We start from the raw sequence: 22,736 nt of genomic DNA, 5'->3' as shown, positions 1-22,736 counted from the left end.
TGGTTTGAAAGTAAAAACTTACTCCCTGTTTTTGGTGTCGATAATTATCGTCACAGGGCCATCGTTGAGAAGGGCAACTTTCATATCGGCGCCAAATTCGCCTGTCTGCACCTTTTTGCCAAGCTCTTTTTCTATTTGCAGGACAAATGCTTTATACAGCGGTATGGCAACCTCGGGGCGCGCGGCTTTTATGTAGGAGGGGCGGTTGCCTTTTTTGGTAGCGGCATGCAGCGTAAACTGGCTTACCACGATAACATCGCCATTAATTTCCTGTATGGGGAGGTTCATTACGCCATTTTCATCGGCAAATATCCTGAGCTTTACTATTTTCGCAGCCAGCCAGTCAATATCTTCCTGCGTGTCCGCTTCCTCAATCCCAACGAGTATAAGAAGGCCGATGCCAATATCAGCAACCTTATTACCGGATATGGTTACCGATGCCTCACTGACGCGTTGGATAACAGCCCTCATTATTCTTCGACTCCGTTATCGTTGTTTTTACCATCAGCATAAATATCCGTGCGGTAGTGTTCGTCCTCACCTTCCAGCATCTGGAGGTAGCTGCGGTAACGCGACCATGCTATTTCGTCGTTTTCAAGGGCGTCCTTTACGGCGCAATATGGTTCTTCCTTGTGCAGACAGTTGTTGAACTTGCATTGGTCTTTCAGGGCAAAGAATTCGGGGAAATAATCGCCTATTTCCTCCTTTTCCATATCTACAATGCCAAAGCCCCTGATGCCCGGAGTGTCGATTATCTTGGCACCAAAATCAAGGTCGAACATTTCGGCAAACGTAGTAGTGTGCTGCCCCTGGCTGTGCTGCTCGCTTATCTGCTTTGTCTTTAAATTCAAAGAAGGCTGGAGCGCATTGACCAGTGTTGATTTACCAACGCCTGAATGTCCTGAGAACATGCTCACATTGCCAGTCATTTCTTCCTTTAGCTTATCTATCCCTTTGTTTTGTGTGGATGAAACCCTAAGGCATTTGTAGCCAATCCTGTCGTATACAAATTGCAGGAACAGCTGCTCGTCCAGCATGGCATCGTCAAACGTATCTATTTTGTTGAATACAAGCACTGCCTCGATCCCGTAAGCTTCGGCAGTTACTAAAAAACGGTCAATAAAGCTTGTTGTAGTTGGCGGGTTGTTGATAGTGACCAAAAGGAAAACCTTATCGATGTTGGATGCTATGATGTGCACCTGTTTTGAAAGGTTTACCGACTTACGAACGATATAATTCTTGCGCTCATGGATGTTGATGATAACACCCGTAGTAGCATCAGAAGTTTCATCAAGGTCAAAATCCACGATATCTCCCACGGCAACAGGGTTGGTGCTCTTAATGCCTTTTATGCGGAATTTCCCCTTAATGCGGCATTCGTACACTTCGCCCTCCTCCGTTTTTACGGTGTACCAGCTTCCTGTAGATTTATAAACCAATCCTGTCATGCCGCAAAGATACTAATCTCAATGCTTTTATCTTTCCAAAAAAAGGGAATAAAAAAATGCCGCTGCAATTGCAACGGCATTTATAAACTTCAATAAAACTTAGTCTTCGATTACCATCCTGCCAAGCTTGTCGGCTTTTTTCCTTGAGGAATAGATGATATATTCATTATCTGACACTTCGTAACTTACTCCTGGCCTTAATACGAGGGCATCTTTAATAACTTCTTCAGGGTCTTTACGGGTAAAATTACCATTCTTATCGAATATAAACAATGACGGTACCGCTTTGTTATAGTTGCCTATCGATTTGATCTTCAACGAAATTAAACGGGTAGGGAAATGTTAAAATTTAACTTTTTGTTACGAATGTTGGGAATTTATAATTTTCTCCTGGTGAACGATGCTTTCCTGATGAATTGCCCTGAAAAGCTTTAGTATAAATTCCTCCCCCAGATTCTCGGGAAGCCCCTCGTTTTTCATCCTTTCCAGCACTTCCTTCCAACGTTTTCCCTGTAGTACCGATACGTTATTTTCTTTTTTCAATGCGCCTATCTCATCGGCAATGCGCATCCTTTTGCCTAATACCTGTATCAGCCTGGAGTCGTATTCATCTATGCGCAGCCTGAGTTTTTCAATCTGTTCATTAAAGGCGCTGTCCTCAGCTCCTTTGTTGCGAACCTTAAGATTTGCCATTATTTCCTTCAGCCTTTCTGGAGTTACCTGCTGTGCGGCATCGCTCCAGGCTTTGTCCGGATTGTTGTGCGTCTCGATCATCAGCCCGTCATAATTTAGGTCAAGTGCCTGCTGCGATACCTGCTGGATCATGTCGCGCCTGCCGGTAATATGCGAAGGGTCGCAAATAATGGGCAGGTCCGGGAAGCGGTCGTGCAGCTCTATAGCCAGCTGCCATTCGGGTATGTTGCGGTATTTGGTCTTTTCATAGGTGGAGAATCCCCTGTGTATGACACCCAGCTTTTTTATGCCGGCATTATAAAGGCGTTCCACGCCTCCCAGCCAAAGCGCCAGATCGGGATTCACAGGATTCTTTACAAGCACAATTTTATCGGTATTAACCAGTGCGTCGGCAATTTCCTGTACTGCAAAAGGGTTTACAGTAGTACGCGCGCCTATCCACAGCACATCGATATCATTTTCCAGTGCCAGCTTTACATGGGTTGCATTCGCTACCTCAACAGCCATCAGGAGCCCTGTCTCGGCTTTGGCTTTTTGCAGCCACCCAAGGCCTATAGCACCTACACCCTCAAAGCCTCCGGGGCGTGTGCGCGGTTTCCATATCCCGGCGCGGTAGATGCTTACGTCAGAATCTTTCAATTGCCTTGCGATGTCCAGCACCTGCTCTTCGGTCTCGGCACTGCACGGCCCTGCTATTACCAACGGGTGCGATAGTTTGAAATCGTCCAGCCATTGGCGCATGCCGGTGTTGTTTTCCATTTTCTCGATCATACTACAAATTTAATGCATTTGGGGGAATAAAAACAGGCTGGAAGTCGGATGTCGGATGTCCGAAGTTGGAAGTAGCAGTTGGAAGTCAGATGTATGTTTGTGGGCTAAGATGTATTTGCAATCCTGAATTATTCTCTCGTGTAATAAAAATCGATTTCCGTACCAAATCCGTCAAGCCCTGTAATGTCTGTCCGTAAAATAAGGGTTTTATTATTAAGTGTTATGATCCTGAACATTTTATCGCTGTCTATCATATCATAAAAATCATTGGCACTACTACTCTTACCCAGCACATATTCTGCATTGAGGTCGTTAGTGACCTCACATTGTGCATTAAAGCCGCGCTGTATCATATGGGTCTCCGTGAATTCTGTATAATTCCTGTTCGCTGCACATAAATGCACAACCGTTTGGTAACCCTGATCTTTTATCTTATAGCCTTGCGCATACCATTTTCCCAATATCGTTTCAGCTACCGGCTGTGCAATAGCCGGAGCATTATCATCCGAAGAACATCCGGCCAAAGTCAATACTAAAGTCAATAATAGCAACGTTTTTACAATGGTGGTCTTCATAAATTTCATTTTGATTCCAAAAGTATAAAAATGAAATCTGTGGTAAATACATTTTCTTATTACTTTTGTTCAAAATCAAAGGCTATGTCTATCGAGGTAAAGGATGTTTCTAAAAGCTACGGCGCACAAAAAGCGCTGGATGCTGTTTCATTTTCTGTAAGCAAGGGTGAGATCGTAGGTTTTCTTGGGCCAAACGGCGCGGGAAAATCGACCCTAATGAAAATCCTTACCACCTTTATCAATGCCGATGAGGGTACTGCTACCGTAAATGGCAGCGATGTTAATGAGCAGCAAAGAGCAGTACAGCAGTCAGTAGGCTACCTGCCGGAGCACAACCCCTTGTACCTCGACCTGTATGTCAGGGAATATCTTGCTTTTAATGCCGATGTGTATAAAGTAAAAAAATCACGCATAGACGAAGTGATAGCGCTTACCGGCCTTACTCCCGAAGCCCACAAAAAGATAGGCCAGCTGTCCAAAGGGTATCGCCAGCGTGTGGGGCTTGCCACTGCACTGCTTCACGATCCTGAGGTACTCATACTCGATGAGCCCACTACCGGCCTCGATCCCAACCAGCTTGTGGAGATACGCGACCTTATAAAGAATATTGGCAAGGACAAAACGGTATTTCTTTCCACGCACATTTTGCAGGAGGTGGAAGCGATATGCGACCGGGTAATCATCATTAACCACGGAAAGATCGTGACCGACAAGAAGCTGAAAAACCTCGTGAAAGACAATAAGAAGGAACAGGTGATCGAAGTAGAGTTCGACAAGGCGGTAACCGAAGCCATGCTGCAATCACTCCCCAACCTGGCAGCTTCCAACAATACAAAAGGCAATACCTGGGAACTTGCCTTTACATCAGATGAGGATATGCGTGCGGTATTGTTCGATTTCGCACAGGAAAACGGATTAAAGACCTTGCAGCTGACACCGAAGAACAAAAATTTGGAAACGGTGTTCAGGGAAATGACGAGGAAGAAATAGTTTTCAGTCGCAGCCTGCCTGCCGGCAAAGGCAAGTCGCAGTTTTCAGTCTCGGTTTTCCATTTGACTACGTCGAACCACTTCGTTAGGTTTCGAACGGAGCTTGCGGAGAGAGAAATCTCATAAAATGTCGCGAATTTGAGATTTCTCCCTTTGGTCGAAATGGAACAACGTCATCTTGGTCTTAGCTGCTAATCACTCATACACCACCCGGCCGCTATACACCCTATTCACCTCAACAATTGGCGGATGGTTTTTCAGCACTAAATTGCCTGTAGAATAGATCGTGCCTGTTACTTTTTGCTGTACTTCGGCAATGATGTCGTTGGAGCTCCTGTGGAAGACCTGCAGGTTTTGCAATGTAAGGCCGCTGCCATCGCACCGTGCATCGCCCGAATAGAAGTTTACCGTCAGGTTTTCTACTGCTCCGGTAAGTACATAATAGGCTGACTGGTCATCTTCTATAGTAACATTTGTACTGTTTAGCTCTAATTCAAAAGTCCCCGATGCGGTTTCGCTGAACAGCCCCGACTGCAGGCTCAGGCTTGGGAATGCCAGGACGCCATCCGACTTTACTGCAAACTGCGATGCCGAATAGATCTTTTCCAAATTGGGCGTGGTCACATATACCGTTGTGGTTTTGTATGTATGTACCCAGTTGCAGTTATTGGCATTTTCGAGCCATAGCTCACTGCCTTTTATCGCTACCGAAATATATTGCCGGATATTCTCTCCTGTTTCTACAGTTACCTTCTGTTCCGGCCCCTGAGTTATCACGAGCTCGATACCCGGCGAGATATGGATACTGCTGAACTCCCCTACGGCTACATCATAGGTAATCTCATCACCCATAGCGGTGAAGCATTCGGGCGCAAGGTCGCTGTTGCAGGAAACGGATGCCATCAGCAACATTATAAAAATTGTAATTCGTAATTTATAATTCATAATTCCTATAGCCTTATCCCGATCCCGACTTCCATTACTTCTGCTTTTGCGGCATGTGTCTTTAAACCTATCGTACTGAAAATCTCATCTGTAAAGTAATATTTAGCACCTATGCGCTGGTACAGCCTGCCCGTTGAATTAAAAGGTTCGTACACATAAAAGCCCACCTGCGCCTCGACCGAAAGGCTGTTGATGAACAGCTCGTGACCTACAAACACGCCTACTTTCTTATAATCGGTATTGCCGTCCACATGTTCTTCCGGGTAGGCCACCGATTTGTAATGGATGAACTCCTTCAGGTATTTGGGCCAGAAAACGTCAGCACCCAACTGGAAAGCACTCTTGCAGCTCCATCGCTTATCTATATAACCCGAAAATGCATAATACGGATACTGTTTGCTGCCAATAACATCGCTCTGGTTAAGCCCGCCTTTAAAGGTAAAATTAAACTTTATAGGCTCACTGAATTTAATAGTATCCGTCTCGGGGACATACCTGCGCTCTTCGCCACGGCCGAAACTATAGTTCAACCCTACGTTCACGGCAAAGGTATTCGTGCTGGTGTTGGGAGACTTCATGCTCGCGTTGGAATGGTGGATGAAAACCATCCCTGCCTGCACACCCAGTCCTTCCCAAATATTGGCCTTATTGAAATTCAGCATAAAATAGGTAGACGGCATCAGGTGCTGGCCGTAGGCATTATTGCGAAAATTCGTTTCCTTATCATAAGGGTTGGTGTTATAGGCAATGCCCTGTCCCACGCGCAGCATCAGGAGCCTTTGCAGGAAATAGAAGTTATAATGGCCGTAAAACCCATACATGTCGCCCAGGGTCTCATTGCGCATATTTTGGTAATGGAAGGAAAGGCCGTAATCCGGGTAGTTATAGCGCGCCTGCCATTTCTCATCGCCAAAGGTCTTACGGTTAAAGCCAATGATGATGCCTACCGGATGTGCGGTTATCAGGTGCTGTATCGATTTGCGGTGCGGCACAATATTGCCATAAAAATAATTGGCATCCACACTGAATTTGCCATCAGGGGATTCCTGTGCAAACAGCGTTATTGAAAATAACAGAATGCAAAAATACCGTGCGCGCATTATGTTACTTTATTTTTTTCAGTACTGCTTTATTATAATCCCCATCGCAGGTAAGGCGGTAAACATATTCTTTGGAAGCTTCGTCCCTAAAAGTCAGTGTCAGGTCAAAATCATCATTATCTTCGGCTTTGCCCAATAGTTCCGGCGCCGTCGAGTATTCGCCCTCAACCGCATAATGTTTCGGGAACGATCCTTCCCAGTCTATTTTATCCTTGTTGCTTTTTATGCTTACCAGGTCGGCAGCCCTTCCTTTATTGGATAGTACGATCTTTAGGTTGTAGTCATCGCGATAATGATCTTCTACACTCTCTAACTTTATGTTGGGCATAAAATACAGCTCTGCAGAATTGATATAATACGGACTACCATTAACCGTTATCGCACCATCTGTTTTTTTATCATTTCCATATCCTCCTATATGATCCTCATCGGGGGAAACATATTCTTTGCGGACAGCGTCTTCCAGCTGCTTTCGTGTAAACTTTATCGTGGTGAGTTCGTCTTTGTTCTCATAATAAAAGTTTTCTACATCGTCAGAATTATTGCCCTGGTAAGCAGCAGGCAGTTCTAATATTGAAAATGTAATCCCATCCGTCCCTATATCTTCGGTTTTAAGAAATAATTCTGAACCCCCTGAATACGAATACGACTCCGGCTCCAATTTGATAATATGGTTTTGCGTAAGATGGCCGAGCGCTTCTTTTATAGCCGAAGCATTTCTTTCAAATCGTTCCTTTTCAGCTACCTCAAACTTGTGCTTTTCGTAGGATTTGTAACCCAGATAGCCTGTCACTCCTAAGAATAAAAATGCGGGGAAAATAAAAAAGTACCAGCCGCCATTAACGCCTTCACGCTTTTCGCGAACTACATACGTATCCGACCAGTCGTCGTGCCAGCCGCGGCTAAAAAGTACTGAAAGCGATTCGAAAGGTACAAACCGCACGATAGTACGCAGTAACAATTTGCTCATATCAGGTTTACCTGCCGTATCGGTCACAACCCTTGTCTCTGTAAGCATTTTGCCGGGAGATGCCTGCAGCAGGCCTTCGAAAAGCGTATAGTATATTACCTGGAAGATGATGCAGATGAGATACAATCCCAGCTGCGGGCCTACAGAACCTTCAAGCGGCTTAAGGAAATTACGCACCCCGTCCATCTTTATCAGTGATTCGATTACCGGGAAGAAGATGAAGATGAATGTAACCACATCGGCAATAAGGTTAAAGAGGCGTTGCCAGCGGGAAGATTCCACGATGATCTCGCGTTCCGCACCATCTTCATATTGCTGCGTTACCGTCGCTATCTGCTTCGTGTCCCTAAAATACTTAAGCGCCTTCCAGCACAGCCATATCCAAAGCAGGTACCATGCGAGGTAAGCCAGGAAATAGGCCCAGCCAAAGCCCTTAAGAAGTTCGCCGAAGGTAAAAGGCAGATAAATCATCATAAAGAAAACCCGTATCGCTTTTGTAAGCAATATCATCGAAATCACATACCGCACCAGGCGTGTTTCTTTTTTACTAAAAAAATACAGGATACCGCCGGTGAGCAATAACGAATAAAAAAACAGGTTGATATAGTTCATCTCATCGAACCTGTTTTCAATACCTATATAGCCCAGATTGAGCGATGTAAAAAGGTCTTTTACATAATAATACCATGTGGGCCTGTTCCATACAGGAGATGTAAGCGAAAGTTCGGTATACATCCCCATTAGGGCTGCGAAGATGGATCCGATTGCAATCTTTTTTGGCATTTGGTTAAAGTTTTGCCAAAAATAGGAAAATTATTATGCTGTACTATTGATAATTCGAAAACTTATTGCAATTCTGCTATTTACTTACGCGGGCTGTTTCTCCTCTTTTTTTCCATTGCTTTTACCGCTTTTTTCAAGGCTTTGGCTGTTTCGCCAATCCTGTTCCCCACCAGCGTTTTCCCGGTAAAAATCACTTCCCTGTCGGAATCTATAATAAATGTTGTAGGGAAGTATTTAATCGCAAAACGGTCTACCAGGTGCCTGCCGTCGGGAATGAGCGTAAAATCGAACTTTACTTTTTCTGAAAATTTGGCCACTTTATCCTTTTTATCGAACGTAATGCCAAACCAGGCGATGTCGTCAGTGCCATATTCCTGGCGCAGCTTGTTCAGCTCAGGCATGTCCTCTATGCAGGCACCGCAATTCACAAACCAAAAGTCAAGTACGATAATCTTGCCTTTGAGGCTTTCAAGCGTATGTTCCTTACCGTCCATGTCCGTAAGGCTCAGTTCATCTATTACCGACCCTAAAAGGTTCTTACGATTTTCCTCATCGTCCTTTTGCTGCTTTTTCCAATGCTCATTATTTGCTGTTATCTCCGCTTCCGTTTGCCTGTGGAAAATATAGCTGTACTCATTCGTCAGGGTATCTTTATAAATTAAAGTCTGGTATTTAAAGCCTCCGGCCGAATGGAATAATGAGTCGGAATACGCTTTGTTTGACAGCATTCCATTTTCTTTATAATACTTTGTGAAGCGTATAATGCTGTCCCTTTTTGCCACGGGCAATGTATTGAGATAGTCAACATAGTCGGTCATGTTCGATCTTTTGTTTGACGCGGTAAGGAATGGATAATCCTGGGCAAAAGAAGCACTACCTGTAATAAGCAATGCAAAAAGTAGTAGTTGGCGCATTTGTAGTGGTTTGGTTGGTTGAAATTAAAACTTTCAAAAATAAGTTTTATTGTAGGCTCATACTAAAAATACCTGAGGCGTTGCAGTGCAACGCCCCTAGATCGTGAGTTACCTCATTCCTTCTAAAAAACCTCCTTCGCTATCGCCTTAATATTATCCGGCTTGCCCATAGAATAATAATGCAGTACCGGGATACCGGCAGCAACCAGTTCTTTGCTTTGCTGCGTGCACCATTCAATACCTATCTGGCGAACGGCATCGTTGTCCCTGGCCTTAACTACCGCCATGATAAGATCATCCGGCAGATCTACCTTAAAGCGGTGCGGGATCTGGTTGAGCTGTTTTTTGGTCGAGATAGGCTTCAGTCCCGGGATAATCGGAACCGTAATGCCTTCTTTCCTGCACTTGGCAACAAAATCAAAGAATTTCTTATTATCGAAGAACATCTGCGTTACGATATAGGATGCTCCGTTCTTTATTTTTTGCTTTAAGAAATAAATATCACTGTCCAGGCTTGGGGCTTCCATATGCTTTTCGGGATAGCCCGCAACGCCAATGCAGAAGTTGGTTGCCGACGTGTTTTGCAGGTGGTCGTCAAGGTAAATCCCTTTATTCAGGTTTTCGATTTGCGTTACCAATTCGGTGGCGTAGTGGTTCCCTTCCTTTTCGGGCTTAAAGTAGATCTCTCTCTTTACAGCATCCCCCCTTAGCGCTACAACGTTCTGAATGCCCAGGAAATCGAGGTCTATCAGGAAGTTCTCGGTGTCCTCTTTGGTAAACCCACCGCACAGGATATGCGGAATAGCATCCAGCTGGTACTTGTTCTGGATGGCCGAGCATATACCCACCGTGCCGGGGCGTTTTTTCACGACACGCTTTTCCAACAAGCCGTTGGGCAGCTCCTTATATTCGTATTCCTCGCGGTGATACGTCACGTCAATAAAGGGCGGCTTAAATTCCATGAGCGGGTCTATACTGTCGAATATCGACTGGATGTTCTGCCCCTTTAGCGGCGGCAGTATTTCAAAGGAAAAAAGCGGTTTGCCTTTGGCGTTCTCTATATGTTCTGTTACTTTCATTTTTCTTTGATTGTTGGTTGACGGTTGTTAGTTGTCGGTACGGGCTGTATCTGACAACCGACAACCGGCAACTAATCTGCTATATTAGGATTGAGCCATTTTGTGGCTTCTTCTGTGCTTATGTTTCTTCGTTTGGCATAGTCGGCTACCTGGTCTTCTTTTATTTTGCCGAGGCCGAAATATTTGCTTTGCGGATGGGCAAAATAATATCCCGACACCGAAGCGGCAGGCCACATGGCAAGGCTTTCGGTAAGCTTTACGCCGATTTGGTTCTCTACATCCAGCAGCTGCCAAATAGTATTTTTCTCCAAATGGTCAGGGCAGGCGGGATAGCCCGGCGCCGGACGGATGCCCTGGTAGTCTTCTTTTATCAGATGATCATTTGAAAGATTTTCGTCCGAGGCATATCCCCATATTTCTTTACGGATTTTTTCATGCAAATATTCAGCGAAAGCCTCAGCCAAACGGTCGCCCAACGCTTTTGCCATAATGGAATTATAATCGTCGTGGCTTTTTTCAAACTCAGCGGCTTTTTCATCCACGCCAAAACCGGTAGTCACTGCAAAGGCACCTATATAATCCTGCTTGCCGGAACCTTTTGGCGCAACAAAGTCGGCTAAGGCAATGTTTGGTGCGCCTGCGGTTTTTTTGGATTGCTGGCGTAAGGTCAGGAAAACAGCCCCCCCCGCCCCCGAAAGGGGAGCTCCTGACGTAAACTCGTTAACTACTATTGTGGCTGAGTGGGAAGCTCCCCCTTCGGGGGCGGGGGGGGCTACCTCAATATCATCATCATTCACATTATTTGCCGGGAATATTCCATAGATTCCTTTGGCATCAAACCAATTCTCCTCCACGATCTGCTTCAGCATCTTTTGCGCATCCTCAAAAAGTATCTGAGCCTGTTCGCCTACAACACCATCGGTTAATATAGCGGGGTACTTGCCATGCAGGTCCCACGTCTGGAAAAAAGGAGTCCAGTCGATGTAAGGCACGAGCTCTTCTAGCTTTGGATAAATGGTTTGTATGCCAATAAAGTTAGGCTTCACCGGATCGAACTCCAGTTGCAGCTTGTTTTTCCGTGCTTCTTCAATCGTAAGGAAATCCTTGTCGCGTGAGCGGTTCAGGTAACCTTCGCGCAGCTTGTCGTATTCTTCGCGAAGCGATCTCGAGTAATCCAGTTTTGTGTTTGTGTTCAAAAGGTTGCCCGCTACGGTAACTGCACGGGAAGCGTCATTTACATGCACCACTGTTTCACGGTATTGCGGAGCGATCTTCACGGCAGTATGGGCACGCGAAGTGGTCGCCCCCCCTATCATGATTGGGATGCTGATATTGAGCTTGTCCATTTCTTTGGCGAGATACACCATTTCGTCAAGCGATGGTGTTATCAATCCGCTAAGGCCAATGATATCCACCTGTTCACGGACTGCCGTTTCAATTATTTTTTCCGGTGGCACCATTACGCCAAGATCGATGATCTCGAAATTGTTGCAGCCCAAAACAACTGCAACGATATTTTTACCGATGTCGTGGACGTCGCCTTTTACGGTTGCCATTAGCACTTTTCCCGCAGAAGAACTTTTCCCGCCTTTTCCCTTTTCAATGAACGGTAAAAGATACGCTACCGCTTTTTTCATTACCCGTGCCGATTTCACCACCTGCGGCAGGAACATCTTGCCACTACCGAAAAGGTCGCCTACCACATTCATGCCTGCCATCAGGTTTATCTCGATAACTTCAATGGGTTTGGATGCGAGTTGACGCGCTTCCTCGACATCTGTTTCTATGAACTCGTCAATACCTTTTACCAGGGCATGGGTGATACGTTCCTGTACCGTAAGCGAGCGCCATTCGGCCTCACCCCCGCCCCCTCTCCCAAGGAGAGGGGAGTTGGAGCCTTTTACATTTTCGGCGAAAGCCAGAAGGCGTTCGGTAGCATCATCGCGGCGGTCGAGGAGTACGTCTTCTACGTGTTCCAGTAGTTCTTTGTCAATCTCGTCGTACACCTCGAGCATTTCGGGGTTTACGATACCCATATCCATGCCGTGCTGTATAGCGTGGTACAGGAAAGCCGAATGCATGGCCTCGCGCACTTTATCATTCCCGCGGAAGGAGAACGATACATTGCTCACACCACCGCTCACGTGGGCATAGGGCAGGTTGGTGCGTATCCATTTGGTGGCCAGGAAAAAGTCGAGCGCATTGGTGCGGTGCTCTTCCATCCCGGTCGCCACGGGGAATATGTTGGGGTCGAAAATAATATCTTCAGGTGGGAAGCCTACTTTGTCCACTAATATATCATAGGAACGTTTACAGATATCGATGCGCCTTTGGTAGGTGTCCGCCTGGCCTTCTTCGTCGAAAGCCATTACGATAACTGCCGCCCCGTAACGTTTTACTTTTTTGGCATGATCGATGAACGCAGCCTCGCCTTCTTTCAGGCTGATGGAATTCACTACACTCTTACCCTGCGTTACCTTAAGCCCCGCCTCAATGATCTCCCACTTGGAGCTGTCGATCATCACGGGCACACGGGCAATATCCGGTTCGGCTGCAATAAGGTTAAGGAACTTTGTCATAGCATATACACCGTCGAGCATCCCTTCGTCCATGTTGATGTCGATGATCTGTGCGCCGCCTTCTACCTGCGCACGGGCAACATCCAGCGCTTCCTCGTATTTTTCTTCTTTTATAAGGCGCAGGAACTTACGGGAACCGGTAACATTGGTACGTTCGCCAACGTTAATAAAGTTACTTTCCGCCGTTACAATCAGCGGCTCAAGCCCCGATAGTCTCAAATATCTATTCTTATCTGTCATTATAATTCAACCTCCGCTTTTCTTGGTTTATAATTTTTTGACACATCTGCGATTAAACGAATGTGCTCCGGCGTTGTCCCGCAACAGCCTCCTATTATATTTATTAAATTATCATCTAAATATTCTTTTATCAGCTGCTGCATTTCCGCGGGGGTCTGGTCGTATTCGCCAAAGGCGTTGGGCAGTCCCGCATTTGGGTGTGCCGATATGCTGAACGAAGTGTTATGCGCCAGGCGTTTCAGGTACGGCTTAAGCTGGTCGGCACCAAGGGCACAGTTGAAGCCTACGCTTAATAACGGCAGGTGCGATATCGAAATAAGAAAAGCCTCAACGGTTTGCCCTGAAAGCGTGCGTCCCGAAGCATCGGTAATCGTGCCGCTCACCATCACGGGCATGTTGATGCCCAGTTCGTCCTTCACTTCCTCAATGGCGAAAAGGGCGGCTTTGGCATTCAGCGTATCAAATATGGTTTCCACCAAAAGCACATCTACCCCGCCATCTATCAGGGCTTTTACCTGTTCTTTGTAGGCAATGAGCAGGTCGTCAAATGTCACGGCGCGAAAGCCGGGGTCGTTCACATCAGGACTCATGCTGGCGGTACGGTTGGTCGGCCCTATAGAGCCGGCCACAAAGCGTGGCCTGTCGGTAAATTCATTGGCTGCCTCACGGGCTATTTTGGCTGACTCATAATTGAGTTCATATACTAAATGTTCCATGTGGTAATCGGCCATGCCAATGGTGGTTCCTGAAAAAGTGTTAGTCTCCACAATATCGGCACCGGCGGCAAAGTACTGGCGGTGTACATCTTTCACTGCTTCAGGCTGGGTAAGGGACAGCAGGTCATTGTTGCCCTTTAGCGGATGCGGGAAATCCTTAAAGCGCTCCCCGCGAAAATCTTCTTCCGAGAAATTATGGCGTTGCAGCATGGTACCCATAGCGCCGTCGAGTACGAGAATTCGGTTTTTTATTGCTTCTTCTATTTTTGACATAATTCTTAGTTCAAAGTTTAAGGTTTAAAGTTCAAAGTTGCCTCCGGGACTGAAAAACCTGTAGCGCAAACAGGACTCGCTCCTGCGTGTCGCGCGTAAATTACTATTATGTCATCAAGATTGGAGTGGGAAATACCGTGGAAGTATTTCGTGTGTTATCTATCCGCACGTGGGTTTGGTAGAATTTAGCACCTTCTTTAAAGATAAAGGGTTGCTAAGGCTTCAACGGGTCTATTCCCTCTGCCTTTCGTGATAACGGTTCAGTGTGTAAAAGAACAGGACAAAGTAAGGGAATAGATTTTTAAAATGCAAATATGAGTGTCAGTTTGACAAATCATTATATTAGCAACCAAATCAATTCTAAATGAAAATTTTTTACGGGCTTTTATTGCTAATTCTTCCGCTATGCCTGGTGAATGCGCAAAATATCTCCGCAACCTTCTCCCCGCTTCCCGATGCATCCATAACCAATGCCATAAAAAGGGCTGCCATGAACGAAAGCGTTTCGGTAAAAAGGGACGACAAAAAGACCGTTGCCACGGCCTACTTCAATATCCCGGACTGCGGTGCTTACTCGGCATTGGCAGAAATAAAAAGGGATACGGTCTTTATAATGGTAAACAATGCCAACAGGTGCGATGGCGCCTATAAATACCATAAGCTGGAAGCCATTATAGATAATCCGGAAAACAGGGAATATACCGTCTGGATCGACCCGGCTTTTACGTTCCTGGAAAAAGGCGAGACCCTGCGGAAGTTTCGGGATACCTACGAAATAAGCGACATTGACGGTGATAAAAAACCAAACGCGGCCATTGCGGAATACGAAAAGGTGGTGACCGCCAATGATTCCGTTACCAATGATTGCGGGCGTACGGATTGCACCGTGACCGTAAAGTTTGGCAAAGGGGTTCCCAACATAACAATAGGGCGTTGTTACAATCTGGGTATAGAGCCGCTGCCCGACCTGAATAATGACGGCAGGGACGAGATCATTATGGCGGTTTATGACTGGACAGGCACCCGGTATGATGTTTTGGTATATAGCTATAACGGCAAAAAATGGAGCCTGCTTTGTGAGGCAAAAGTATACGACGAAGTGGAAAATGACGCATCGCGCGTGGTGAAGGAAAAAGACGGCTACTATCTAAATTACGAGGGTTGGGATGATACTATCTTTGATGTTGTAGCGGCTAAGAAAAAGATAAAGACCCGATAATTTTTAACACACCCCGGAAATAAAAAAGCAAACCCTGTCAGGATCCTGACAGGGTTTTAGCAACAATAAAACCAAACCAAAAAACACATTTATTTTATCTGATATAGACATTGCACAGCAACGTCTCCTATTTTAGCATTCCAAATTTATGTAGCATTTTGCATAGAGTAAACTATATAAGCGTTAAGGCCAATTCGTGGATAAAAAACCCTGCCTGATGGTGACAGGGTTTTAGCACAACAAAAACCAAACAAACTTTATATTTTAAGCCACTTTCCTGCGCTTTTCGGCCACATCCAGTATAGCATCAAACAGGGCATCGGCGGCCGCGTCTTTTCCTTTGATATTTGCAACCTGCCGGAATTCCAGCCCCCTGCTTTCGGCGAGGAGCTCCAATCGTTTCCCAACATCGGCAGGCAGGTCGTTCAGGCTTTCATTTACAGTGACAATACTGAAGCCGCTTTTTATAAGGTCATGATATTCTAAAGCAAGGGCAGCGCTCGCAGTAGCATCCACAGCAATGATGTTCTCAATATTATTATCCATCAGGTAATACAGCACATCTTCCAGCTTAAACGGTATGGCGAACTGTATGAAGTTGGCTTCCCACGAGTAGTTGGCGCCTTCCTTTTCGAAAAAGGCTACCGTTGAATTGGTAATCACTGGGAACCTTAGGTCCAGGCCGTGTTCCAGTACCAGGTTTTTCCTGCCTTTAATTACTTTATTAATCAGCGCACTGCCTGTATTCCCGATACCGAACAACACTATATTTATTCTTTTAGCCATGATATTTTAGCCTTTTACAAATTAATTTAAATAAATGATTTAACCACATAGACACATAGCTATTGTGCGTCCAGCCGATCTTGGTAAAACCTGAAAAGTAAAACATAGGATTGAAGCCTTGCTTCAACTATGCGTTATTATGTCTTCTTTGGCACTGGAAAAACTATTGTGCCTATGTGGTTAAAAAATTAAAAAAAGAAGCTGCCTCTGGCCGACCCAAAGGCAGCTCTTCACAAACAAACAAAACAAACAAACCATATCTTATACCATTTTAAAGTAGAATTCCCTGCAATAAAATGTACTTTTTTCCCTTCTTCTTCAAAATAAAAATGAACCGTAGCCCAACTATGCTTAATTTTTCTTTTTCGAATAAAGAAAAAAATAATCATTTTCTTTTACAGGAAATTCTATCTTAAAGTGGTATAATAAAACACCCGCTTCATCCGAAGAGCCCGCATGTGTTTCCGGGTTAGTTACCTTAATTATAATTATACGTGTACTCCTTGTAAAGCGAGAGGTTTACGGGCGTGTTGTTCACCAGCGTATCATAAACAGGGCTGCGGAACTGCACTTCCTTCATCCAGGCCTGCAGCGCTTCGAGCGGAGCGGTTGCGGCGGGCTTGAGCGTAATCTCTATATTTTTAAAACCCGGCCTTGGCTTGCGTGTGCCTGCCTCGTGAGTTTCCATGCTGCCGGTTATCTCGATCTGCAATGAGCGAAGGGCTATCCCCTGCTCTGCCGCTACTTCCTGTCCCAGCGCATTAATGCATCCGGCAAAGCCCGCAAGGATATATTCATACGGATTCGGCCCTTCGAGCTCGGGATATTTTTCATTCTGGTTGAATCTCAGGTTGGCATTGAGCGTCTTTACGACAAACTGGCTGTTGTTGCCGGTGTAGCCAAGTACGTTAATTTGATTTTTCATGATTGCGATTTTTTTATGATTAATGACTGAATTATGCTGAAACAAAAAAGGCCCTTTGGAGCTGTTGCCAAAGGACCTTATCTGAATTTAAATAAAACTAAAGATTAAGTCGTTCCCTCTGGCAACAGCGTGCGCATACAGTACATCCATGAAAAACAGATGTGCTGGTTATGTGACGATGTACGGATAACGGATTTCATTTTTTAATTCTTTATACTTAATAAAAAAGCCCCTGCTTGTTGTTGCAGGGGCTTTGTATTGATTTTATATTGATTATCTCAAAATCATGCAATAACGGCCCCCGCGGAAAAATTCCACATCGAGTGACGGTATTGACAGATAAAAGATTTCATTTTTTGTGTTTTTAACTGAAACAAACTTCGTCACTATTTTTTATATATGCAAGCATAATTTTTAATTTTAACAGAAAACGATTGCGTAAAATCAACCCTAAGTGATGCAGATGCTACAGCCTGGCTATCCTTTTTTACAGCGACATTATATTAGCAGCGCCAAACTTTAATTATTTACGCGCTGTACTTTTTTTATTCCAATCGGGTTTTATACTTTTGTCACTGATTTAATCCCGGAGGAAAAATTTGTACTGATTGCGACCTCATTAAAAAAATGCTAAAGCAGGACCCGCTCCCCTTTAGTTTCCCGCAATCTTTTCTCCGCTAAACACTTAATAACTATATGGCATATTTATTTACGTCAGAGTCAGTGAGCGAAGGGCATCCTGACAAAGTTGCTGACCAGATCTCGGATGCATTAATTGATAACTTCCTGGCTTTTGACCCGGAGTCTAAAGTGGCGTGTGAAACCCTTGTAACTACCGGGCAGGTAATACTTGCAGGCGAGGTAAAATCTAAAATATACCTCGACGTACAGCAGATAGCGCGCGAAGTCATCCGTAAAATAGGGTACACTAAGAGCGAATATATGTTTGAAGCCAACTCGTGCGGTGTGCTTTCGGCCATCCATGAGCAGTCGCAGGACATCAACCAGGGTGTTGACCGCCAGAACAAAGAAGACCAGGGCGCGGGAGACCAGGGCATGATGTTTGGCTATGCTACCAACGAAACTGCCGACTATATGCCGCTGGCGCTGAACCTGTCGCACAATCTTCTTCGTGAACTTGCAGAGCTTCGCCGCGAGAACAACGAGATCAAATACCTTCGCCCGGATGCCAAAAGCCAGGTAACGCTGGAGTATGACGACAATAATAAGCCGGTGCGTATTGATGCGATTGTAATCTCTACACAGCATGATGATTTCGACGAAGAGCAGGCTATGCTTGCCAAAATCAAAAAAGACATTATTGAAATACTTGTACCGAGGATCGTTGCCAAATATCCGCAGTACGCCCACCTTTTCAATGACAATATAGAGTACCACATCAACCCTACCGGCAAGTTCGTAATTGGCGGTCCTCACGGGGATACCGGCCTTACCGGAAGGAAGATCATTGTAGATACTTACGGTGGTAAAGGAGCCCACGGTGGTGGCGCTTTCTCGGGCAAAGACCCAAGTAAGGTAGACCGCAGCGCTGCCTATGCCACACGCCACATTGCCAAAAACCTTGTAGCCGCAGGTGTAGCCGAAGAGATACTGGTACAGGTATCCTACGCTATCGGGGTAGCCAAGCCAATGGGTATCTATATCAATACCTACGGCACTTCTAAGCTAAACCTTACCGATGGCGAGATCGCTGCCAAAGTAGAGGAACTATTCGACATGCGCCCTTACTTTATCGAGCAACGCCTGAAGCTAAGAAACCCTATCTACAGCGAAACAGCTGCTTACGGGCACATGGGCCGCAACCCGGAAACCGTAACCAAAACCTTCAAATCGCCAAATGGTGAAACGAAAGAAGTAACTGTAGAACTTTTCACATGGGAAAAACTGGATTATGTGGATAAAGTGAAAGCTGCTTTCGGGATATAATCAAGCATGCATATTATAAAGAAAAACGGGGTGTCAGATGGCACCCCGTTTTTTATAATAAAATTTATAGTAACTCCTTTACAAATCATACTTCACCGTCAATAACAAATATCTTGGCTGTACCCTGTAGCGGGAGGTAAAGGTCGAGAACTGGTTAAAGCTGTCATCATTAAGCGACCTGGTATTGAGGAGGTTGGTACCGCCCACTTTAAATTCCCATTTACTGTTTTTTTTGCGGTACATAATGTCGGCATTAAGGAAGTCATACTCGTTATCGCTGGTCTTATCGCTGTTGAAATAGTGGTTATACTCATAATCGGCCCTTACGGTAAAGGCATCCCAAAAGTAATAGCTGATGTTGGCAAACGGCTTGTGGTTATAAAACTTGTTGCTGCTGTAATCGTTCACGCTAAGGGAGTAGCCTACCTCTATATTCGGCAGCGTTTTATAATTGGTAGCAAAGCTGCCGGTATAGCTTTGCGTGAACTGCTCGTTTACCTGCCTTAGTGAGTTGGCTATGCTTACCGATCCGTCGCCTGTACCGGGGTTAAACCTGAAGTTGTTGAACTTGCTCCAGTTTACCGACGCGCTTGTGGACACTTTATAAAAACGGGCAAAGCTCCTGTTGTAGCCGGCATAGGCCGAAAATGCCTGGTCGGCATAGGGCGAATTCTCCATCGTACCCACCTGGTTGATACCGCTGAATGCCGAGAGGTTCTTTATCGCATCCATCTGGTAGCTGTAATTAACTGTCCCATAAAGCTGTGTAAAATTGAACATATTGTACTTAAAGTAGTTGAGCGAGTGGTTTTGGTACAGGCCGTTTTGCAGGTAGCGGTTCCCCTGGAATAACGATTTATAGCTGTTTAGCACCAGCCCGCGGGCAAAATCGGCCACATCGGTAAAGCTGGTGGTCATATTGTAATTGTAGGTAAGGCGCTCCGATTTCCTGATGTTGTATTGCGCGAAAACGTCCGGCAGCAGCCTTGTAAAGTTATTCTCTACCTTACTGCCCAGCTGCTGGTTATATACATTATACTGGTGCAGCGTTACCCCCGGATTGAACTCAAAGCTGCCGGTAATCCAACGAAAATGTGCCCCGAGAAAGAGGTCGTTGAAAACATAATCCACATTGTTTTTCGTGTTGTCGTTCAGGCTGTTCTCTGAGCCGTCATCCATTGTCTGGAAAATAGCAGAGTTGAAATTCTGGAACGAATAGGTATTGCCCAGCGTAAAGTTAATGTTGCTTTTTGGTGTTACCATGTAGTAATAATCCATCTTGGCATCAACCTTATTGGTGCGAATAAAACGCTCCTGCGAAATGTCGTAGCGTGTGGCAGGCTGCAGGCCTAATGATAATGCTGGGTCAGCCGAAGGCCCGGCAGGGAAAGGGTTGTTAGCAAGGTTGACATTATAAAGCGGGTCCTCATCCTGGTACAGGTGCTGTGCTTCGAAGGCAAATACATTCTTATCGTTAAGCGTATAATACAGGTTTACGTTTTGGTTGAACGAGAATGGCTTTTGCTTTTGGTTGGAATAAATATCCTGGCTTTGCGATGTTTCCGGAAAAACCTCCGAAAGCTGCGCCGACATCTCCTGCTGGTCAGACGTTTTCATGAAGGCATCATAATCAAATTGCAGGTTGGCGCTCGGCTTGTAGCTGGAGCTCAGTTTTAAAAGGGCGAACTGGCTTTTTTGTTCTGATGTCTGCTCACTTTTTTGTATAGTCTGCGGGTCGCCCGTCACAGGATCCAGCAATACACTGCGGCTCACGGTCTCCATCTGTGTCTTGTTGGAATTGATGATGGCAAATCCGCTGAGTGACCATTTTGGAGTAACATTATAGCTGAAATTTCCTGCCCCGAATTTAGTTTCGATCTGCTTTGCCCTGTTGTTCCGCATCAGCGAAAGGCCCAGGTCGTTCGACCCGATATTAAACGATGTACCGCTTTTCCGCATCAGGTTACGGAACCCGCCGCTGAACTTAAAGTAATCCTGCATGGTAAGCGGCAGCTCTCCTGTATTGTTGAAATTGCCGATAAGGTTGAGGCTGTATTTGGGGCTGTAATAAAATATCTTGGGATTGACAAGATATCGTTCACCTTCCCCAATACTGGCACCAGCCGTCATGTCGCCAAACCAGAAGTTCTTCTTGCCGTCCTTCAGTTTGATGTTCATGGCAATGTTATCCTCGTTATTGGTCACGCCCTTCAACTGGTTTACCTCGTTGTAATTTCGCAGTACCTCCACCTTGCTCACGGCGTCGGCGGGGATGTTCTTTACGCCAAGTTTGGTATCGCCATCAAAGAAATCCTTGCCTTCCACCATAAGCTTCGATACGCTTTTGCCTTCTACCTTGATGCCGCCGTCGGCATCAACCTCAACACCCGGAAGCTTTTTAAGCACATCTTCCAACTTACGCTCAGTGCCGTTGGTAAACGAATCGGAATTATAAACTATCGTATCACCCTTTATCGTTACCGGCATTTCATGCACTATCTCCAGCTCGGCCATGTTGATCCCCTGCTTCAGCACAATAAGCTTTACCATATTCTCCTTTCCTGTGGTAATCGTTTCCTCATAGGGTGTAAAGCCTATGTAACTTGCTTTTAAAATATACTGGGTGTTGGGGCTGAGTACGAGCTGGAATTTACCTGCTTCGTTAGTGATAGAATAGGAGTCCATCGCGTTGGTTGCTTTATTCACAGCCATAACGTTCCCCATTTCGAGCGGTGTACCGATAGAATCCCTCAGGACACCCTCGTAGCGTATGTTTTGTGAATACGAAAAGGCAGATAGCAATAAGGCTAAGGCAAATAATAATTTCTTCATGTATTGTTAATTGGTTGTTGCTTGGTTACCCCCCTATCCGGATTACCCGTCTGGTAGTGGTGGTATTGGATCCCGGCGCAGGCTCGTCCATTTCCTGCGTTTCTCTTATTTTATCTTCTACTATTTTATCAAATTCGGCCCGCGAAACTTTCGTCCCTTTTTTCGGGGCTTTTATTTCTATTTTGTCTTTCGGGTTCAATACTACTTTCGAACAAAGCAATGTCGTACTACCATTGTTCACTTCAAGGATAAGCCCCGGCAGGCCCCAATATCCACCGGGTCCGTGGCTTACCGGGATTTCAGGCGTGTACCATGCCGTGATAACCTTATCTTTTTCCGGCACATCGGTCAGGGAAATTGCTTTGACCGTTTCGGGAACAGGGCGCGCCTTGATCGTAACGGTAGCTTTGTAGCAGGTATATATCCCTATCTTTTTGGTTTCGCTTCCCAGCTTCCAGTCGTATTTGTGGAGGGAATCCATAATAAGGAACTCTTTGCCGAATACTTCATGTTCAGTAATAGCGCTCTTATCTTTCAGGTTTTTGTACTGCTTGCCCCCTTCGTAATTGTTTATGTTTATTACCATTTGATTCGTTTGCGGTACCAGCTGCTCTTCTTCCACATAAAGAGAAGCTGTTTTATCAAAACTCAGGGTATATTTTTTCTCGAAAGCTTTTTTAAGCTGTTCCTGCAACTGGGCTTCCAGTTCGGGAGGCAGCTGGTTTTCTTCATCAGAACCCGGTTCCCCGCCTGATAACGAGAAGTCAATAGAGGTTTTCGATTCATAGGTAGCCGTCCCCCTGAAATCTTGTGCCGAAGCCGAAAATGCAGCCAATACAATAAGGCAGTGTAAATACTTTTTCATACTATGTTATTTAAGTTTACACAAATAAACTAAAAAAATTAGTTGCAAAACTATTTTTATAGTTAATAAACTAAAAATATAGTTTAT

Annotated in this window: 19 protein-coding genes and 1 riboswitch; of the genes, 3 read left to right on the top strand and 16 right to left on the bottom strand. The window is 45.3% G+C overall.

All coding sequences use genetic code 11. From position 1 onward, the window contains the following. Nucleotides 1–18 precede the first annotated feature (18 nt). The 5 genes from dtd to HYN59_RS07675 all read right to left on the bottom strand — a co-directional run bounded on the left by dtd (nt 19) and on the right by HYN59_RS07675 (nt 3,487). Nucleotides 19–471 (bottom strand): D-aminoacyl-tRNA deacylase, encoded by a 453-nt coding sequence (dtd, locus tag HYN59_RS07695; RefSeq protein ID WP_108777720.1) that lies wholly within the window; start codon nt 469–471, stop codon nt 19–21. Beyond that, entirely contained in the window at nt 471–1,448 is a 978-nt protein-coding gene (gene rsgA, locus HYN59_RS07690) for a ribosome small subunit-dependent GTPase A (protein ID WP_108777719.1), read from the bottom strand. The genes dtd and rsgA overlap by 1 nt, the downstream gene beginning before the upstream one ends. Before the next feature lie 99 nt (nt 1,449–1,547). Further along, a complete protein-coding gene (locus HYN59_RS07685; protein WP_108777718.1) occupies nt 1,548–1,766 on the bottom strand; it encodes a hypothetical protein in 219 nt (72 codons plus the stop codon). A gap of 42 nt (nt 1,767–1,808) precedes the next feature. Next, a complete protein-coding gene (locus tag HYN59_RS07680) occupies nt 1,809–2,900 on the bottom strand; it encodes a bifunctional 3-deoxy-7-phosphoheptulonate synthase/chorismate mutase type II (RefSeq protein WP_108779670.1) in 1,092 nt (363 codons plus the stop codon). Between the two features lie 140 nt (nt 2,901–3,040). Then, nucleotides 3,041–3,487: a hypothetical protein gene (locus tag HYN59_RS07675; RefSeq protein WP_146185891.1), complete on the bottom strand. Its 447-nt coding sequence runs from the start codon at nt 3,485–3,487 to the stop codon at nt 3,041–3,043. A gap of 84 nt (nt 3,488–3,571) precedes the next feature. On the opposite strand from HYN59_RS07675, the gene gldA reads away from it, so the two are divergent. Beyond that, nucleotides 3,572–4,477: a gliding motility-associated ABC transporter ATP-binding subunit GldA gene (gene gldA, locus HYN59_RS07670; RefSeq protein WP_108779669.1), complete on the top strand. Its 906-nt coding sequence runs from the start codon at nt 3,572–3,574 to the stop codon at nt 4,475–4,477. Nucleotides 4,478–4,671: 194 nt separating this feature from the next. Here the strand turns inward: gldA and HYN59_RS07665 are convergent, their stop codons facing one another. The 7 genes from HYN59_RS07665 to HYN59_RS07635 form a co-directional block, all read right to left on the bottom strand. Further along, nucleotides 4,672–5,379: a head GIN domain-containing protein gene (locus HYN59_RS07665; protein WP_181369530.1), complete on the bottom strand. Its 708-nt coding sequence runs from the start codon at nt 5,377–5,379 to the stop codon at nt 4,672–4,674. Between the two features lie 47 nt (nt 5,380–5,426). Beyond that, nucleotides 5,427–6,521: an acyloxyacyl hydrolase gene (locus tag HYN59_RS07660; protein WP_108777715.1), complete on the bottom strand. Its 1,095-nt coding sequence runs from the start codon at nt 6,519–6,521 to the stop codon at nt 5,427–5,429. Between the two features lie 4 nt (nt 6,522–6,525). Beyond that, nucleotides 6,526–8,274: an RDD family protein gene (locus tag HYN59_RS07655; RefSeq protein ID WP_108777714.1), complete on the bottom strand. Its 1,749-nt coding sequence runs from the start codon at nt 8,272–8,274 to the stop codon at nt 6,526–6,528. Nucleotides 8,275–8,354: 80 nt separating this feature from the next. Continuing rightward, nucleotides 8,355–9,188 carry a peroxiredoxin family protein gene (locus HYN59_RS07650; protein ID WP_108777713.1) on the bottom strand — a complete coding sequence of 278 codons (834 nt, stop codon included), beginning with the start codon at nt 9,186–9,188 and terminating at the stop codon, nt 8,355–8,357. Nucleotides 9,189–9,310: 122 nt separating this feature from the next. Further along, a complete protein-coding gene (gene metF, locus HYN59_RS07645) occupies nt 9,311–10,267 on the bottom strand; it encodes a methylenetetrahydrofolate reductase [NAD(P)H] (RefSeq protein ID WP_108777712.1) in 957 nt (318 codons plus the stop codon). A gap of 71 nt (nt 10,268–10,338) precedes the next feature. After that, nucleotides 10,339–13,086: a methionine synthase gene (gene metH, locus HYN59_RS07640; protein ID WP_108777711.1), complete on the bottom strand. Its 2,748-nt coding sequence runs from the start codon at nt 13,084–13,086 to the stop codon at nt 10,339–10,341. Continuing rightward, complete coding sequence (locus HYN59_RS07635) at nt 13,086–14,075, bottom strand: homocysteine S-methyltransferase family protein (protein ID WP_108777710.1); 990 nt, start codon at nt 14,073–14,075, stop codon at nt 13,086–13,088. The genes metH and HYN59_RS07635 overlap by 1 nt, the downstream gene beginning before the upstream one ends. 152 nt (nt 14,076–14,227) lie before the next feature. Continuing rightward, nucleotides 14,228–14,334, bottom strand: a riboswitch (SAM riboswitch). A 105-nt stretch (nt 14,335–14,439) separates the two neighbouring features. On the opposite strand from HYN59_RS07635, the gene HYN59_RS07630 reads away from it, so the two are divergent. Next, nucleotides 14,440–15,294, top strand: a complete 855-nt coding sequence (locus HYN59_RS07630) for a hypothetical protein (protein WP_108777709.1) — start codon at nt 14,440–14,442, stop codon at nt 15,292–15,294. 264 nt (nt 15,295–15,558) lie between these two features. Here HYN59_RS07630 and HYN59_RS07625 read toward each other — a convergent pair whose 3' ends face one another. Both HYN59_RS07625 and HYN59_RS07620 read right to left on the bottom strand, forming a co-directional pair. Further along, nucleotides 15,559–16,080 (bottom strand): hypothetical protein, encoded by a 522-nt coding sequence (locus HYN59_RS07625; RefSeq protein WP_108777708.1) that lies wholly within the window; start codon nt 16,078–16,080, stop codon nt 15,559–15,561. Between the two features lie 478 nt (nt 16,081–16,558). Further along, nucleotides 16,559–17,005, bottom strand: coding sequence for an OsmC family protein (locus tag HYN59_RS07620; RefSeq protein ID WP_108777707.1), 447 nt, complete (start codon nt 17,003–17,005; stop codon nt 16,559–16,561). A gap of 696 nt (nt 17,006–17,701) precedes the next feature. Between HYN59_RS07620 and metK the strand changes: the two genes are divergently transcribed. Then, nucleotides 17,702–18,952 carry a methionine adenosyltransferase gene (gene metK / locus HYN59_RS07615; RefSeq protein ID WP_108777706.1) on the top strand — a complete coding sequence of 417 codons (1,251 nt, stop codon included), beginning with the start codon at nt 17,702–17,704 and terminating at the stop codon, nt 18,950–18,952. Nucleotides 18,953–19,030: 78 nt separating this feature from the next. On the opposite strand, the gene HYN59_RS07610 is transcribed toward metK, so the two are convergent. After that, complete coding sequence (locus HYN59_RS07610; protein ID WP_108777705.1) at nt 19,031–21,784, bottom strand: carboxypeptidase regulatory-like domain-containing protein; 2,754 nt, start codon at nt 21,782–21,784, stop codon at nt 19,031–19,033. Between the two features lie 25 nt (nt 21,785–21,809). After that, nucleotides 21,810–22,649 carry a GLPGLI family protein gene (locus HYN59_RS07605; RefSeq protein WP_108777704.1) on the bottom strand — a complete coding sequence of 280 codons (840 nt, stop codon included), beginning with the start codon at nt 22,647–22,649 and terminating at the stop codon, nt 21,810–21,812. Nucleotides 22,650–22,736: the final 87 nt, after the last annotated feature.

Origin of the sequence: Flavobacterium album, assembly GCF_003096035.1 — a bacterium.
In the GTDB taxonomy this organism is placed as follows: Bacteria; Bacteroidota; Bacteroidia; order Flavobacteriales; family Flavobacteriaceae; genus Flavobacterium; species Flavobacterium album.
This window is presented reverse-complemented; position numbering and strand designations above follow the sequence as displayed.